The organism is Streptomyces sp. NPDC053427 (assembly GCF_044544985.1).
In the GTDB taxonomy this organism is placed as follows: domain Bacteria; phylum Actinomycetota; class Actinomycetes; order Streptomycetales; family Streptomycetaceae; genus Streptomyces.
In genome coordinates this window covers 1-14,987 of the sequence record NZ_JBITYA010000016.1, presented here as the reverse complement: position 1 = coordinate 14,987, position 14,987 = coordinate 1, and the positions used below count along the sequence as shown (strand labels likewise).

Below are 14,987 nucleotides of genomic sequence, written 5' to 3'. Positions count from 1 at the left end.
TCGCCCTCTCGCCCGTGCCGCCCGCACTGCGCCTACCGCACGTCGGCCGGACCCACGGGCCGGACGCGCTCCGCGGCCCGCGCGAGGATCGCGACGCACTCCACGCGAGGCCTCATCGCAATGATGTGACGTCGGATCCGGCCACGCCGTGCAGGCCCCCGTGCAGATGGACCAGGCTGTCGCCCGGGGAACCGATCCGTACGTGCTCCACGGCGCAGACGATCAACTGGTGGTCGCCGAGACCGAGTTGATGGTGGCGCGTGCCGACCAGCCAGGCGGCGCAGTCGTCGAGCAGCGGTACGCCGTGCGGGCCGGTGTGCCAGCGGGTGGGTGGCGCGAAACGGTCGACGCCGGCGGCCGCGAACCGCTCGGCCAGCTCGCGCTGGGCGGCGCCGAGCAGCTGGATCCCGAATCTCCGGCAGTCCTTGATCCTGGCCCAGGTCGAGGACGACTCGGCGAGCGCGAAGGAGACCAGCGCCGGCTCCGCGCTCACCGAGGTGAACGAGGTGATCGTCACCCCGGCGGGGCCGGAGGGCGTGGCCGCGGTGAGCACCGCGACGCCGGAGGCGTGCCCCCGCAGTGCGGTGCGCAGCTGACGGGCGCCGACCGTGGGCGCCGCGGTGGTCACGACCCCGTCCCGGAGGGGGTGGTACCGATCAGCCGCTCGGGCCGGGGGGCCACGGCCGCGATGGAGCGCGGGGCGCCCGACGCCGCGTCGGGCCGGGTCTTGACGGTGATCCGGGCGGCCAGTTCGTGGGCCCGGGCGCGCGCGTCGTCGGCCGACTCGCCACGGACGATGAGCAGCCCGGACCGGTCGTACGACCAGGCGATGGGGGCCACCGTGTCACCGGGCGCGACGGAGAGCTGCAGGGCCACCACCCGCGGATCGGCGCGCACCTCGTCGGCTCCGGTGACGGACTCGACGACGCCCGGCTCGGCGGTCAGGAAGCGGATGGCGCCGCCGCCCCTGGCCGGGCCCGGCGTGATGGGCGCGGTACGGCCCGCGTACCAGAGGAAGGCCAGCGCGTCGATGTCGGTCCCGTACACCTCGCCCGTCAGGTCGGTGATCCGGTCGCCGCCGCGCCGGTTGTGGGACTCCACCAGGCGGGGGCCGTCGGAGGTGACGATCACCTCGGTGTGCGAGGGGCCGTCCTCGACGCCGACGGCGTCCAGCATCCCGGCGACCAGCGACTCGATCCGGGCCGTGGCGTCCGCGTCGAGGGCCGCCGGCTGTACGTGCCCGACCTCGACGAACGAGTCCAGCTTCTCCTTGGCCGTGTACGCGACGACCACGTGCTCGCCCGCGAAGCTGAACGCCTCCACGCTGTACTCGGGGCCCTGCAGATACTGCTCCATCACGAACGTGTGCAGCCCGAACTCCGCCGCCCAGGCCGCGACGTCCGTGACCGCGCCGGGGCCCGGCACCAGCCGCACGCCGAGGCTGCCGGATCCGTACCGGGGCTTGATCACCGCGGGCCCGAACTCGGCGACGAAGGCGCGGATGTCGGCCTCGTCGTGCCCCAGCCGGGCGGCGACCCCTTCGATGCCCCGCTCGGCGAGCAGCGTCCGGAAGGCCAGCTTGTCCTGCAGCACGCGGACGGTGTCGAGGCCGGTGCCCGGCAGGCCGAGCGCCGTCGTCGCGGCCGCCGCCGACTCCAGGCCGTCCTCGATGATCGAGACGACCCGGACCAGCGGCCGGTGCCGGTGCACGGCGGCGAGGAGATCGGCGACGGCCTGCGGGTCGCGGTAGTCCGTGAGGTGGGCTTCGGCCACCAGTTCCAGGCCCGCCGGGTCGAGTTCGTGCGGGCCGTACACCCAGACGATGTCGAAGCCGGCCTGGCGCGCCTTCTTCAGGGTGGCGACCTGGCCGCCGATGACCGCGATCCGCGGTGCGTTCTCGTGCGTCATGCGCGCAGCTCCCGTCCCGATGCGTTCTCCAGCCAGCGCACGACCTCGACGTTGTCGGCGCCCGCCGGCAGTGCGTCGTGCGCCTTCTCCCACAGCTCCTGGCAGGCGTGGCCGAAGGCGGCGGGGCCGCCCGCGGAATCGAGCAGCGACGTGCCGATGCGGATGTCCTTGAGCATCAGGCGCAGCGCGAAGCCCGAGTCGAAGGTGCCGGGCAGCACATGGTCGGGGAGCTTGGTCTGCGAGGCGTGGTTGCGGCCGGTGGACGCGTTGATCACCTCCAGCATCGCCGCGGGTTCGAGGCCGAACGCCCGCCCGGCGAGCATGACCTCGGCGACCGCGGCGAGATTGACCGCGGAGAGCAGGTTGTTGAGCGCCTTCAGCGCGTGACCCGCACCGGCGGGACCCACCCGGTACACCGTGCCGAGCGCGCCGAGCACCTGCTCCGCCCGCTCCACGTCCCCGGGTTCGCCCGCGGCCATCAGCGTCAGCTCACCCGCGCGCGCGGCGGCCGGGGAGCCGGAGACCGGCGCGTCCACCACGGACACCTCGTACGCGGCGGCCGCGCGGCCGAGGGCCAGCGTGTCCTGGGGTGCCGAGGAGCCCGTGTCGACGATCAGGGAGCCGGCGGCGAGGTGCGGGAGCAGCTCCTCGGCCACCTGCCGAACGGCCGCTCCGTCGGGGAGCATGGTGACCACCACCGGCGCGGCCAGGTCGGCGACGGACGCCGCCGTGCGCACGCCCGGGTGCGTGCCGGCCGCTGCGGCGACGCTCGCATCGGCGTCGTACGCGACCACGTCGAACCCGCGCTCCGCGAGCCGGCGGCACATCCCACCGCCCATGGACCCCAGTCCCGCACATCCCACTCGCATGATCCGTTCCTTTCTCCGTACGTGTTGCTCGCGCGTCCGGGCGGACGCGCTCATGCCGTTCCGGCGCGGTCGTGGCGTACCGCCGCTCTCATCCCGTATTGAGGGCAACCAGCCCCCGGACGATGAGGACGAGCGCCGCGACGACCGCGAGGGCGAGCACTCCGGCGCGCATCCGGCCGCCGCCGTCCACCCGCCGCCGGACCGGCCCCGACAGCGCGAATCCGGCCACCACTGCGGGCAACAGCAGGGCCCCGAAGGCCAGTTGGCGGCTGGGCAGACGGCCGACGACGGCGAGGGAGCCGAGCGAGAGCAGCGTCCCCGCCGTGAAGAAGACGCCGAGGGTGCCGCGGATCTTGGGCCCGGGCTCCTGGTGGTAAAGGAGCGCGGTGAACGGCCCGCCGATGGACGACGTCGTCCCGATGAGGCCCGCCACCGCGCCGGAGGCGAACAGCGTGCCCCGGTTCCTGGGCAGCCGGGCCGGGTCGAAGGCGAGGAGCGAGACGACGCCTAGGGTGATGCCCGCCGAGAGCAGGTCGAGCGTCGGCCCCGAGACCACGAGAATCACGTACGAGGCCGCCGCCGTGGCCGGGATCCGCCCGGCCAGCGCCCAGGAGACGCCGTGCCAGTCGGTGTGGGAGATCTCCCGGGCCGCCCCGAGCGCGGCCAGGACGGCGGCGACCAGGAGCAGTGAGCCCGGCATGAGACCCGGCGCGGTGATCTGCACCACCGGCGCCGACACCAGGGCGAGCCCCACTCCCAGGCTGCCCTGGACCAGCGCGCCGAGGAACACCGCGACGGACGCGCAGACGAGGATGGGCAGTTCATGCATCGACGGGCACCCCGACTCGCATCCGCTCCCCGGCCGTACGGGCGACCCGCTCGGCCGCGCCGCCCGCCACCACGAGCACCGCCGCGGCCACCACCCAGCCGAGCGAACCCGAACTGAGCAGCAGCCCGGTGACCAGCACGGGGCCGAGGACCCGCTGTCCGGCCACGCTCAGATTGAAGACGGACAGATAGCGTCCGCGCTGCTCCTCGGGGGCCAGAGCGATGGACAGGTCCCACACCGCGGAGTTGGCGATCACCTCGGCCAGGGACAGCGTCACCACGGCGGCGGCCAGCCACGCCACCGCGGGCCCGCCCGCGACGGAGCCGGACGCGGCGAAGCACAGACTGCTCACCGCGAGCACGGCGCCCGTCCACGTCAGCATCCGGGTGGTACGCCGCTGGCCGGTCGCCAGCTTGCTGACCGGGATCTGCAGCATCACGACGAGCACGGTGTTCAGCGCGAACAGCACGGACACGGTGGCCCGCGGGGCATCCGTGTGCTCCAGGATCCACACGGGCATCGCGACCAGCAGCATCGTGTCGAAGAAGAACAGCAGGAAGTTGAGCCCGGTCAGCGTCAGATAGCGCGCGTCGGGCAGCACCCGGCTCTTGACCGGCCGTTCCGCTGCGCCTTCCGGGGCCGCCTCGACCGTCGGCGCGGCGAGCTCGGGCACCCGCAGCACGAGCACCGCACCGCCGAGGAAGGCGAGCCCGATCGTGACCAGCGTGACCCGGTAGGCGGCCTGGGTGTCGCTGGCGAGCGCGACACCGGCCGCCATCGCGCCGACCCCGAGTCCGCAGTTGCGTACGACGTTGACCACCGCGAGCAGCCGAGTGCGCTCCTGACGCTCCGGCAGGGCCACGGCGACCAGTGCCTGGAGCACCGGAGGCCCCGCCCGGTCGCACGCCACCGCGCACAGCGTCACCGCCATGAACTGCCAGAAGTCCGTGACGAAGACGTACGCCGCACAGCACACCCCCCGCCCCAGGTACACGGCGGCGAGTACCCGCCGTGCCCCGTACCGGTCGGCGAGGACCCCGCCGAGCAGCGAGATCCCCAGGGCCACGACACCGGCGAGGGCGAGCCCGGAGGCCACCTGGTTCGCCGAGAGGTTCACCTGGCGGGTGAAGTACGCCATGGAGCTCGCCATGAACAGGCCGATGCCGAGCGACTGGACGAGCGCTGCGGCGGCAAGCCGACGGCCGCCCGCGGTGAGCTTCACGTCACTCGGTCCCGAAGTCGAAGTCGACCTGGTCCTCGAGCTCCATCTCGCGCACGATGCGCCGCACCCCGGAGAAGTCGCGCACCAGCAGGCCGGTGCCGGCCTGGCGGCGGCAGTCCTCGACGATCTCGTCGGCCTTCTCGAACCCCGCCGCCCGCAGGATGCCGGGCCACACCGCGAAGTCCTGCTCCACGAAGGCGTGCAGCGCCGTGGGCAGCGAGTCTACGAAGGCGCGGCGCTGTTCGGCGTTCATGTGCACATACAGCGCCTTGGCGACCTCGACCATGACGGAGGAGTGCGCCGACTCGTCGCGGGCGTGCAGCCGGGGCACCAGGGAGTGCAGCGGCTGGACGGTCTTGTCGCGCGAGAGCAGCTCCAGATAGGCGTTGACGCTGATCTCCGAGACGGTCGTCCACACCAGCTTCAGCAGGTCGCGCTCCCAGCGCTCCGACACCTTCGCGTCGGCCTCCAGGAGACGGCGGTAGGTGACCGTGTGCGGGTAGGCGGGCTCGCCGGTGATCTCCCGGACCTCGCGGGTGCGCTGCATCGCGATCATGTGCATGTACGTGTGCCAGACCTCGTCCACATGCGTCTGCTGGACGGCGCGCTTGAGCTGGACGCTGTCGGCACCGGGAAAGGCGCCGTGCATGATCATGGCGAAGGTCGGGTTGGCGACGTGCTCCTCGGCCGCGATGACCCGCTCGTTGTAGACCAGCCAGGCCATGGTGAGGACCTTTTGGCGCTGTTCGGGCGTGGCCGCGAGGTACAGGGGGTGCTCGGCGAACGGCAGCAGGCGCTCCGGGTAGTCCGGCAGCTGCTCGTCGTACTCCTCCGGCTCCGATATCCGGTCCAGATCGGTGCGGATCGTGGCGCGCCGCGGCCAGGAGTCGGCGATCCGGCGCAGCACGCTCTCGTCGATGCCGTGCGCGTGGCCGTCCTCGTGGTCGCCCTCGATGGTCTGCTCGTGCTCGGCGATGCTCAACTCAAGTCCCCTTCGGATACGTGCGCTTGTGCCGCCGACGCGATGGCGTCGGCGAGGAGGGCGAGGCCGGGCGCCAGCTCTTCGGCGTCCGCCACGATCGGCGGCATGATCTTGAGGACCTGGCCGCGGGCGCCGGACGTCTCCACCAGGAGCCCGCGCGTGAAGGCGTCCCGTGACACCCGGTCCGCGAGCGCCGGGTCGGTGAAACCGAGCCCGCGGATCAGGCCACGGCCCAGCACGGTGCAGCCGAGATCCGCGAACTTGGCGGCCAGCTCGGTGAGCCGGTCCTCCAGTGCGGCGGCGTTGCGCCGCACCTGCGGGGCGAACTCCGGATCCGCCCAGCGGTCCAGGCAGGCCGTGGCGGTGACGAAGGCCAGGTTGTTGCCGCGGAAGGTGCCGCTGTGCTCGCCGGGGCCCAGCTGGTCGTGCTCGGGGCGGACCAGGACGAGGGCCATGGGCAGGCCGAAGCCGCTGATGGACTTGGACAGGCAGATCAGGTCGGGGACGATGCCCGCCTCTTCGAAGCTGAAGAAGGTGCCGGTGCGCCCGCACCCGGCCTGGATGTCGTCGACGATCAGCAGGATGCCCCGCTCGCGCGCCACGTCGGCGAGCCTGCGCAGCCACGGCGCGCTCGCCGCCGCGAGGCCGCCCTCGCCCTGCACGGTCTCCACCACGAAGGCCGCGGGCAGGTCGATGCCGCTGCCGGGGTCGTCGAGCAGCCGGGTGAGGTAGTCGATGGTGTCGACGCCCTCACCCGCGTATCCCTCGTACGGCATCCGCGTGACGTGCCCGAGCGGCACCCCGGCCGCCCCGCGCTTGAACGAGGTGGCGGACGCGGCGAGCGCGCCGAGCGAGAGGCCGTGGAAGCCGCCGGTGAAGGCGATGATGTCGGTGCGTCCGGTGACCCGGCGGGCCGTCTTGAACGCCGCCTCGACGGCGTTGGTGCCGGTCGGCCCGGTGAACTGCACCCGGTGGTCGAGCCCGCGCGGCGCGAGCACCACCTCGCGGAAGCGGTGCAGGAACGCGGCCTTGGCGCCGGTGTGCAGGTCGAGGCCGTGGACCGGCCCGTCGGCCTGGAGGTAGTCGATGAGGGCGGCGCGCACCTCGGGCGGGTTGTGGCCGTAGTTCAGCGCACCGGCGCCCGACAGGAAGTCGATGTACTCGCGGCCGTCCGCGTCCCACATCCGGTGTCCCGAAGCCCGGGTGAAGACGGCGGGGAAGCGCCGGCAGTAGGTGCGTACGGCCGATTCGAGCTCGTCGAAGACGGCCGTGTCCGATCCGGGGGTCGCCGATCCCTCGGCGACCGGTTCGGCGGTGGTCATGAGGCACTCCAGGGGTCGATGCCGGTGATCTCGGCCGTCTCACGGGGGGTCAGGGCGGTGCGCGGGGAGAGCGGGAACCAGCCGGCGACACTGAGCCGCAGCAGTTCACGCATGCGATCGGCGATCAGCTCCGGGGTGTAGCGCTCCGGCACCTCGGACGCGTCGATCACCGGGGTCGGCGGGAAGTAGCGGCCGCCCGGTACGGGGCGTACGACGGCGTCCCAGAGGTTGAGGCTCTGGCCGCCCCAGCGGGCCCGGCCGCTGAACACCGAGTACAGCGGAAGGCCTTCGGGGTGCGGCCGGCTCAGCGCCTGGTTCACGGCCTCGCTGACCATCTCGATGATCAGTCCGCAGCCGCCCGCGGCCCGGGCCCTGCGGGCCTGCGCGAAGAGCGCCAGCGCGCCGTCCAAGGCGTCGCCGTGCCGGGTCAGGCTGCCGCTCTGCGGGGTGTAGCCGAGGTGCGCCAGGGTGGGCGTGCCGGTCGCGGCCACTGCCTCGATGCATGCGAACTCGCCCTCGCCCGCCACCTCGATCTTGACGGCGTCCGCGCCGGCCGCGACGAACCGGTCGGCGGCGGCCCGGGCCGCGGCCGGGCCGCGGGTCGTCCCGTCCGGCAGGTCGGCGAGCAGGAACGGCCGTCTGGCCGACGGGAATTCGGCGTCCAGCGCCTTGCGTACCTCGGCCACCAGGCCGGTGAGGGTCGCAAGGCCCCACTCCTGCTCGTCGTCGCCGGTCAGCGTGGTGCCGCTGCGGCCCAGGTGGGTCATGAAGTACGAGTCGCCGACCATCACGCACTCGACGGGGGCGTCGTGCAGGTCCGGTGCGCGCAGCGCCTCGGCGAGGCCTTCCACCTCGTAGCCCCGATATGCGTTGATCTTGAGTCCGAGCTGTGCCGGGCTGTCGTACCGGTGCAGATACGGAGCCAGCCCGGCAGCCGCCGCCGGCCTGGCCACGGTGGTGTCAACGGTCATGGCCGCCCTCCCAGTAGATCTTGTTGATACGGCCGATGGCGTCCGCGACCGCCTCTTCGGGTGCGGCGGTGAAGCAGAGCCGGGCCCAGCCGTCGCAGTGGGCGCCGAACACCCGGCCCGGTGCGAGTCCCACCCCCGCCTCGGCGCAGCGACGCACGAACTCCGCGCCGTCGCCGTACCGGCTCAGGTCGAGGAAGGTGTAGAGCCCGCCCGCGATGCGGGTGTGCGGGATGTCCAGCGCGGCGTCGGCGAGTCGCCATGCGCGCTCCGCCGCCGCCCGGCGCCGCGCGAGCTCGTCGGCGGGTGTGGCAAGCGCCCGGAACGCGGTGTACTGCGCGGCCGTGGACACCGAGTACAGCGTGTGCAGCGACCATTTGGTGAGGATCTCCTCCGCGCCGGGCGGCGAGATCAGATGGCCCACGCGGGCGCCGGGCATCGCGTAGGTCTTGCTGCAGCTGTGCACCGAGAAGGTGCGCTCGGCCGCCCCGGGAACGGTCGCCGTGTCGAGGAAGCCGCCGTCGCTGAAGTCGTAGTTCTCGTATGCGTTGTCGGCGATCAGCCACAGGTCGTGCCGCGCGGCCAGCTCGGCGAGCCCGCCCAGGGCCTGCTCGTCCAGGCGGAAGCCCGTCGGGTTGTTGGGGCTGTTGAAGTAGATCGCCCGGGTGCGCGGCCCCACGGCCCGCTCGATCGCCGCGAGGAAGTCGAAGCCGGGGTCCTCGCTCAGCTCCAGGAAGACCGGGACCTCGCGCGGCGTCCCGCCGGCCGCCCACACCAGGCCGGTGGCGAAGAGCCACTGCGGGGAGAGGATGAGGACCTCGTCCCCCGCGCCCAGGATCGCGTGCAGGGTCACCGCGATGGCGTGCGTGGCGCCGCTCGTCACCAGGACCTGCCCGGGGTCGACGGGGGTGCCCCGGCGTCGGCTCGCCGCCTCGGCGAACGCCGAGCGCAGCGCGGGGACTCCGGCGGGCGGCGCGTGCTCATGGGCCGCGATCCCGAACTCCGCACGCTCCCAGGTGCTCGGCCGCGCACAGGGCTCGAAGACGGTCCTGCCCTGCTGCAACGGCACCGGTTCGGCGTGCGCGCCGGAGCGCAGCAGCCGGTCGACGGTCACCAGTGGGGAGGGGGGTATCTCGTTGAGGGTTCTGGCAAACGAGGGCATGGGGGGTGCTCACTCCTGGAATGGGAACGGGCCCGTGCTGAGGGGGAGTTCGGCTGCGGCGCCTCGGGCGGGCCGGTCGATGCCGAGGTTGCCGCGCAGGGTGGTGCTCTCGTACTCGGTGCGGAACAGGCCCCGGCGCTGCAGCTCGGGCACCACGAGGTCGACGAAGTCGTCCAGGCCCTCGGGGACCACGGGCGGCATGACGTTGAAGCCGTCGACGGCCTCCCCCGTGAACCACTCCTCCATGAGGTCGGCGACGTCCTGGGGGGTGCCGATGACGATGCGGTGCCCGCGGCCCCCGGTCAGGGACCGGTACAGCTCCTTGATCGTCAGACCCTCGCGGCGCGCCTTGTCGTAGACGAGCTGCTGGCGGCTGGTGCTGCCCTGGGTGGGCGGCAGTTCGGGCAGTGGCCCGTCCACCGGGTAGCCCGAGATGTCGACGTCGCCGAGGAGCTGGGTGAGCAGCCCCAACCCGACGACCGGGTCGACCAGTTCCTGCAGTACGGCGTACTTGTCCTCGGCCTCCGCGCGGGTACGGCCGATCACGGGGAAGAGACCGGGCATCACCTTCATCTGGTCGGCGTCGCGCCCGTAGGCGGCGGCCTGCTGCTTGATGCCGCGGTAGAACGTCCGGGCCTCGTCCAGGGTCTGGGCGGCGGTGAAGATCACCTCGGCCCAGCGGGCGGCGAAGTCCTGGCCGTCCGCGGAGGCGCCCGCCTGGATGAGCACGGGGTAACCCTGCGGCGGGCGGGCCACGTTGAGCGGACCGCGCACCGAGAAGTGCTCGCCCTTGTGGTCGAGCACATGCAGTCTTTCGGGCTCGAAGTAGCGCCCGGACTCCTTGTCGTATCCGAACGCGTCGTCGTCCCAGCTGTCCCACAGGCCGGTGACGACCTCCATGAACTCCCTGGCCCGGTGGTAGCGCGAGGCGTGGTCGGGCTGGGAGTCGCGGTTGAAGTTCTTCGCCTCGGCGTCCGTCACCGAGGTGACGATGTTCCAGGCGGCCCGGCCGGCGCTGAGGTGGTCGATCGAGGCGAACTTCCGCGCGATGTGGAACGGCTCGTTGTACGTCGTCGACGCGGTCGCCGCGAGACCGATGTGCGTGGTGTGCACGGCGAGGGCGGACAGCAGCGTCAGCGGGTCGAACTGGAGGAAGCGGCCCCATCGGCTCAGCTCGTCGGCATTGCGGTACGGGGTGCGGATGCCCACCCCGTCGGCGACGAAGAACATGTCGAACTTGCCGCGCTCGGCGGTGTGCAGGAGCTCGCGGTAGTGAGCGAAGTCCAGGCCGCCGTCCGCGCGGGCCGTGGGGTGCCGCCAGGAGGCCACGTGGTAGCCGGGGGCCAGGAGGAAGGCTCCCAGACGGAGCGTACGGCGTGTCGCACCCATAGCAGGTCTCCGGTGTCCTTGCAGGTGAGGAGCTTTGGATCGAGACGGACGCTAGAGCAGGAGCCGAGTGGGGGCACGGTTCTGCGTGCACTGTGCCTTTACTGCGGAAAGCTCCTTCTGCTTCTTTTGATTACCGCGCTGCACCGCCCCGACGGCGCCGGCGGAACGGCGCGGGCCCCGCACCCTTCGGGGTGCGGGGCCCGGCGACACCGGCGTCCTCGTGGTGTGCGCTCAGCGCGGGCGCGCGCGGGAGGCGCCGTGCGCGGACTCGTAGTGGTGCTCGGGGCGGCCGGCGCCCCCGTATTTCAGGGCGAGTTGGACGCTGCCGCGCTCCTGCAGGTGCTTGAGGTAGCGCTGCGCGGTGGAGCGGCTCACTCCGGTGAGGTCGGCCACCTCCTGCGCGGAGAGCGCCTTGCCGGCCCGGTGCAGGACGTCGCGGATGCGCTCGGTGGTCGCCGTCGAGTACCCCTTGGGGGGCAGCTCCGCCTGGACCGGCGCGTGGAGCGTACCGAAGATCTCGTCCACCTCGCCCTGGCCCAGGGAGTCGAAGCGGCCGAGGCGGTCACGCATCTGCGCGTAGGACGTCAACTTGGCCTGCATCGCCTCGAAACCGAACGGTTTGACCAGGTACTGCAGGACGCCGTTGCGCAGCGCCGAGCTCACCTGCTCCGCCTCGTGGGCCGCCGAGACCATGATGATGTCGGTCTCGTGGCCGAGCCGGCGGAGCCTGCGCACCAGCTGCAGCCCGTCCTCGTCGGGAAGGTAGTGGTCGAGCAGCATCAGATCGACGCTGCCGCGCTCGACGGCCCTCAGCGCCTCGGCGGCCGTGTGGGCCCGGCCCATGACACGGAATCCCGGAATGCGGGACACATAGCGGGAGTTGATTTCGGCGACGTAGAAGTCGTCGTCCACGACCAGGACGTCGATCACGGTGCCACTCCCGCCGCCACGGGCGGATTCTTGGGCAGTCGGACCGTGAACACGGCACCACCGCCCGGCCGTTCGGTCAGCCGGACCGAGCCGCCGTAGCGTCGTGCGACGCCGTGGACGAGCGTGAGGCCGACGCCCCGGCCGCGATGCGGCGGCGCCTTCTTCGTCGACCAGCCATCGCGGAACACCGCCGCTCGCAGGGCGGTCGGCACACCCGGCCCGTTGTCGGCGACGCTCAGCACCGTGGCGCCGGGCTCCGCCCACATGCCGACCTCGGCGAAGGGCTTCGCCGCCGGGTGCGCGGCCGCCGCGTCGACAGCGTTGTCGATGAGATTGCCGAGCACCGTCACCAGGTCGCGCGAGGCGACGGCAGGGCGGGACGGTGGCGGCCTGTCGGCGAGCCGGAGAGTGACGCCCCGCTCGGCCGCGGCCGCCCGCTTGCCGGCGAGAAGGGCACGGAGGAGCGGCTCGGGCCGCCGTCCCTGCGGTAAGTGAGGCTCCGGCGCGCGGTCCCGCTCCGGTACGGGGTCGCCCGAGAGCTCCGCGACGAACTGCCGGGCCCGTGCGTACATTTCCAGATCGAGCAGGCCCGCGAGGGTGTGCAGGCAATTCGCCAGTTCATGGTCACGAGCCGTCGGCGTTGCGGCGAGAATTCGTTGGTTCTTCAACTTCCCCCCAGTACATGCAGTACATGCGCAAGATCAGGATCTTGAGTTCCCTGCTCTTCCTACACGGTCAGAATGAGCAGAACAATCTTTCCGAGGTAAAGCCGAGGTATCTGCCGGGACGTCCCTGACCTGGGCTCACGCCTCTAGCCTTGATGCCGCACGCGGCCGGTGCGTGCTTTTCAGGAGTCCTGGGAGGTGCTGATGAAGTCCGAAGCAGAACGCAGTGTTCTGGCTTTTGTGAACAGCGACTATGCGGACACTCCGTACGACAAGTGGGCGGCTGATACGGGCGTACAGCCGCACCTCCTGGTCTCCGAGACCGTATTCCCGCAGTACCAACACGTTCCGGGCGCCGTCTCCGTCCCCGGCTACCTCCACGGCGGCGACGCGGAACGCGCGGCCCTCGACCTCGCCGAGCGCATGCCGCCCGGCGCGGTGATCGCCCGCATGGAGAGCGACTTGCTGCGCGCCGCGCGGCTGCGGGAGCTGCTCGGCGTACCCGGCCAGGACTACGCCAGCACCCTCGCGTTCCGCGACAAGGTCCACATGAAGAACCTGGTGCGCCGAAGCGGCCTGGAGGTACCGGAGTTCGCCCCGGTACGCGTGGCCTTCGACCTCTTCGGCTTCGTCCGCGAGCACGGCTACCCCGTGGTGGTGAAGCCGGCTTTCGGTTCCGGTTCCACCGGCACCCAGGTGCTGCGCGGCCCCGCGGACCTGGCCCGGCTCCTCACCGAGGGCCTGCCCGAACACGCCGAGGTGGAACGGTTCGTGGAGGGCCAGATGTACGTGGTGGACGGGCTGGTGGCGGCGGGGGAACCGGTGGCCCTGTTCGCCTCGCGCTACCTCAACGACTGCCTTTCCTTCCACGACGGGATATACCTGGGCTCGGCACAACTCACCCGCGACCACCCGTTGACGGACCGGCTCATCGGCTATGCGCGAAAGGTCCTCGACGCGCTGCCCACCCCCGAATGCACCACCTTCCACCTGGAGGTCTTCCACACGCCGGACGACCGCCTCGTACTGTGCGAGATCGCCAGCAGGACCGGCGGCGCGCTGACCGCCCCCGCCATCCGCGCCGCCACCGGCTTCAACCTCGACGAGCAGTGGTTCCGGGCCCAGGTCGCCCCGCAGACCCTGACCGATGCCGGGGTGCACGGCGTCGCGCCCGGACAGAGCGCGGGCTGGGTCGTCTTCTACCCCGAACGGGGCACACTCGCGGCCCTGCCCAAGGATCCCCCGCCCTTCGTGGTGGAGGAACGCCTGCGGGCCACGGTGGGCACGGCATACCAAGGGGGCGTGAAGTCCGCTCACTACCTGGCGGCTTACGTCCTGACCGGTGCCGACGACCACGAGGTCGAGCGCAACGCCCAGGAACTCGCCCGGTGGTACGCCGCGGGGGTGCGGTGGACCGGACTCCCCGGCGAGGACGGACCCGCGGCCCTCAACTGACCGCGGAACAAACCCGCTTCGGCCTGCACGGAACCTGCTACGGCCCCGTACGACCTTGCACGATCTCGTACGGCCTTGCAGGATCTTGTGCGACGCCCGAAGCGGAGAGCCGGGGAGCGGAGAGCCGGGGAGCGGAGAGCCGGGGAGCGGGATGCGCTACATCATCATCGGATCCGGAGCAGTCGGCGGTTCGATCGGGGGGCGGCTGCACGAAAGCGGCCGGTCCGTCGTCCTGGTCGCCCGCGGCGCACACTACGAGGCGCTGCGCGACAACGGGCTGCGACTCACGGTCCCCACCGGCACGCTCACCCTCGACGTACCCGTCGTGGCGCGGCCCGAAGACCTCGAACTACGCGAGGACGACGTGCTCGTACTTGCCGTCAAGACCCAGGACAGCGTGGCCGCCCTGGACACATGGGCCGCGCAGCCGGTGGCGGGCGGCGGCACGGCGGGCGAGCGCCTGCCTGTGGTGTGCGCCCAGAACGGAGTGGAGAACGAGCGCCTGGCGCTGCGCCGCTTCCGCGAGGTGTACGGCGTATGCGTGATCCTGCCCAGCAGCCACCTGAACCCGGCCGAGGTCGTCGCACCCTGCGGCCCGTACACCGGCGCCCTGGTCATCGGCCGGTACGGGGCCGGCACGGACGACACCGCCCGGCGGATTGCGGACGACTTGGAGAAGGCCCGCTTCCTGGCTCCGGTGGCGGCGGACGTGATGCGCTGGAAGTACGGCAAACTCCTCGGCAATCTCGCCAACGTGGTCGAGGCCGTGTGCGGCTCCGCCACGGACGCCACCGCTCAGGACCTGGTCGCCCGGGCAAAGGCCGAGGGTGCCGCGGCCCTCGACGCCGCGGGCATCGCTTACGCGAGCGGGGCCGAGATCACCGCGCTGCGCAGCGGCACGGTCGACCCGCAGCCGCTCGCCGGCGAGCGCGTTCGCGGCTCGTCCTGGCAGAGCCTGGCACGGGGTACGGGATCGATCGAGACGGACTACCTCAACGGCGAGGTGGTGCTGCTCGGCCGTGAGCACGGCGTACCCACCCCGGTGAACGCGACCCTGCAGCACGCCGCCCGGGAGAGCGCGCGCCAGAACCGCAAGCCGGGCGACATGACGCCCGAGGAATTGAGCAAGCGCATATGAGCCCCGAACGCGGAAAAGCCCCGCACCATAAGGTGCGGGGCTTCCCACAAAGATTGTTCGGCGGCGTCCTACTCTCCCACAGGGTCCCCCCTGCAGTACCATCGGCGCTGAAAGGCTTAGCTTCCGGGTTCGAAATGTAACCGGGCGT

The 14,987-nt window shown here is 72.0% G+C and carries 14 protein-coding genes and 1 rRNA gene; 2 read left to right on the top strand and 13 right to left on the bottom strand.

Annotation, left to right across the window (positions count from 1 at the left end; genetic code table 11):
* Positions 1-112: 112 nt before the first annotated feature.
* The 12 genes from ACIGWZ_RS35385 to ACIGWZ_RS35330 form a co-directional block, all read right to left on the bottom strand.
* Positions 113-628: a flavin reductase family protein gene (locus ACIGWZ_RS35385; protein ID WP_400071416.1), complete on the bottom strand. Its 516-nt coding sequence runs from the start codon at positions 626-628 to the stop codon at positions 113-115.
* Positions 625-1,908 carry an ATP-grasp domain-containing protein gene (locus tag ACIGWZ_RS35380; RefSeq protein ID WP_400071415.1) on the bottom strand — a complete coding sequence of 428 codons (1,284 nt, stop codon included), beginning with the start codon at positions 1,906-1,908 and terminating at the stop codon, positions 625-627. The genes ACIGWZ_RS35385 and ACIGWZ_RS35380 overlap by 4 nt, the downstream gene beginning before the upstream one ends.
* Positions 1,905-2,777: an NAD(P)-dependent oxidoreductase gene (locus ACIGWZ_RS35375; RefSeq protein ID WP_400071413.1), complete on the bottom strand. Its 873-nt coding sequence runs from the start codon at positions 2,775-2,777 to the stop codon at positions 1,905-1,907. Before ACIGWZ_RS35375 ends, ACIGWZ_RS35380 begins: the two co-directional genes overlap by 4 nt.
* A gap of 88 nt (positions 2,778-2,865) precedes the next feature.
* Positions 2,866-3,606: a TSUP family transporter gene (locus ACIGWZ_RS35370; protein ID WP_400071411.1), complete on the bottom strand. Its 741-nt coding sequence runs from the start codon at positions 3,604-3,606 to the stop codon at positions 2,866-2,868.
* The gene (locus ACIGWZ_RS35365; RefSeq protein WP_400071410.1) at positions 3,599-4,828 is read right to left on the bottom strand and encodes an MFS transporter; all 1,230 of its coding nucleotides are present in this window, start codon (positions 4,826-4,828) and stop codon (positions 3,599-3,601) included. Before ACIGWZ_RS35365 ends, ACIGWZ_RS35370 begins: the two co-directional genes overlap by 8 nt.
* A 1-nt stretch (position 4,829) precedes the next feature.
* Positions 4,830-5,810 carry a diiron oxygenase gene (locus ACIGWZ_RS35360; RefSeq protein ID WP_400071409.1) on the bottom strand — a complete coding sequence of 327 codons (981 nt, stop codon included), beginning with the start codon at positions 5,808-5,810 and terminating at the stop codon, positions 4,830-4,832.
* Entirely contained in the window at positions 5,807-7,132 is a 1,326-nt protein-coding gene (gene ectB / locus ACIGWZ_RS35355) for a diaminobutyrate--2-oxoglutarate transaminase (protein ID WP_400071407.1), read from the bottom strand. Before ectB ends, ACIGWZ_RS35360 begins: the two co-directional genes overlap by 4 nt.
* Entirely contained in the window at positions 7,129-8,103 is a 975-nt protein-coding gene (locus tag ACIGWZ_RS35350; RefSeq protein ID WP_400071405.1) for a 3-methyl-2-oxobutanoate hydroxymethyltransferase, read from the bottom strand. The genes ectB and ACIGWZ_RS35350 overlap by 4 nt, the downstream gene beginning before the upstream one ends.
* Entirely contained in the window at positions 8,093-9,262 is a 1,170-nt protein-coding gene (locus ACIGWZ_RS35345; RefSeq protein ID WP_400071403.1) for a pyridoxal phosphate-dependent aminotransferase, read from the bottom strand. Before ACIGWZ_RS35345 ends, ACIGWZ_RS35350 begins: the two co-directional genes overlap by 11 nt.
* Positions 9,263-9,271: 9 nt before the next feature.
* Positions 9,272-10,651, bottom strand: coding sequence for an LLM class flavin-dependent oxidoreductase (locus tag ACIGWZ_RS35340; RefSeq protein WP_400071401.1), 1,380 nt, complete (start codon positions 10,649-10,651; stop codon positions 9,272-9,274).
* Positions 10,652-10,882: 231 nt separating this feature from the next.
* Complete coding sequence (locus tag ACIGWZ_RS35335; protein WP_400071400.1) at positions 10,883-11,581, bottom strand: response regulator; 699 nt, start codon at positions 11,579-11,581, stop codon at positions 10,883-10,885.
* A complete protein-coding gene (locus tag ACIGWZ_RS35330) occupies positions 11,578-12,249 on the bottom strand; it encodes a sensor histidine kinase (protein ID WP_400071398.1) in 672 nt (223 codons plus the stop codon). The genes ACIGWZ_RS35335 and ACIGWZ_RS35330 overlap by 4 nt, the downstream gene beginning before the upstream one ends.
* A gap of 201 nt (positions 12,250-12,450) precedes the next feature.
* On the opposite strand from ACIGWZ_RS35330, the gene ACIGWZ_RS35325 reads away from it, so the two are divergent.
* Positions 12,451-13,701: an acetyl-CoA carboxylase biotin carboxylase subunit family protein gene (locus ACIGWZ_RS35325; RefSeq protein ID WP_400071396.1), complete on the top strand. Its 1,251-nt coding sequence runs from the start codon at positions 12,451-12,453 to the stop codon at positions 13,699-13,701.
* Positions 13,702-13,852: 151 nt separating this feature from the next.
* On the top strand, positions 13,853-14,839 hold the full coding sequence (locus ACIGWZ_RS35320) for a ketopantoate reductase family protein (protein WP_400071394.1): 987 nt from the start codon (positions 13,853-13,855) through the stop codon (positions 14,837-14,839).
* Positions 14,840-14,894: 55 nt separating this feature from the next.
* Here ACIGWZ_RS35320 and rrf read toward each other — a convergent pair.
* Positions 14,895-14,987 (bottom strand): 5S ribosomal RNA (gene rrf / locus ACIGWZ_RS35315); the annotation flags it as partial.

Bases quoted from the DNA above. Each gene is read 5' to 3' on its own strand.
- ACIGWZ_RS35340 (WP_400071401.1), bottom strand. From the start codon at position 10,651: ATGGGTGCGACACGCCGTACGCTCCGTCTGGGAGCCTTCCTCCTGGCC.
- ACIGWZ_RS35375 (WP_400071413.1), bottom strand. From the start codon at position 2,777: ATGCGAGTGGGATGTGCGGGACTGGGGTCCATGGGCGGTGGGATGTGC.
- ACIGWZ_RS35345 (WP_400071403.1), bottom strand. From the start codon at position 9,262: ATGCCCTCGTTTGCCAGAACCCTCAACGAGATACCCCCCTCCCCACTG.
- ACIGWZ_RS35325 (WP_400071396.1), top strand. From the start codon at position 12,451: ATGAAGTCCGAAGCAGAACGCAGTGTTCTGGCTTTTGTGAACAGCGAC.
- ACIGWZ_RS35350 (WP_400071405.1), bottom strand. From the start codon at position 8,103: ATGACCGTTGACACCACCGTGGCCAGGCCGGCGGCGGCTGCCGGGCTG.
- ACIGWZ_RS35320 (WP_400071394.1), top strand. From the start codon at position 13,853: ATGCGCTACATCATCATCGGATCCGGAGCAGTCGGCGGTTCGATCGGG.
- ectB (WP_400071407.1), bottom strand. From the start codon at position 7,132: ATGACCACCGCCGAACCGGTCGCCGAGGGATCGGCGACCCCCGGATCG.
- ACIGWZ_RS35380 (WP_400071415.1), bottom strand. From the start codon at position 1,908: ATGACGCACGAGAACGCACCGCGGATCGCGGTCATCGGCGGCCAGGTC.
- ACIGWZ_RS35370 (WP_400071411.1), bottom strand. From the start codon at position 3,606: ATGCATGAACTGCCCATCCTCGTCTGCGCGTCCGTCGCGGTGTTCCTC.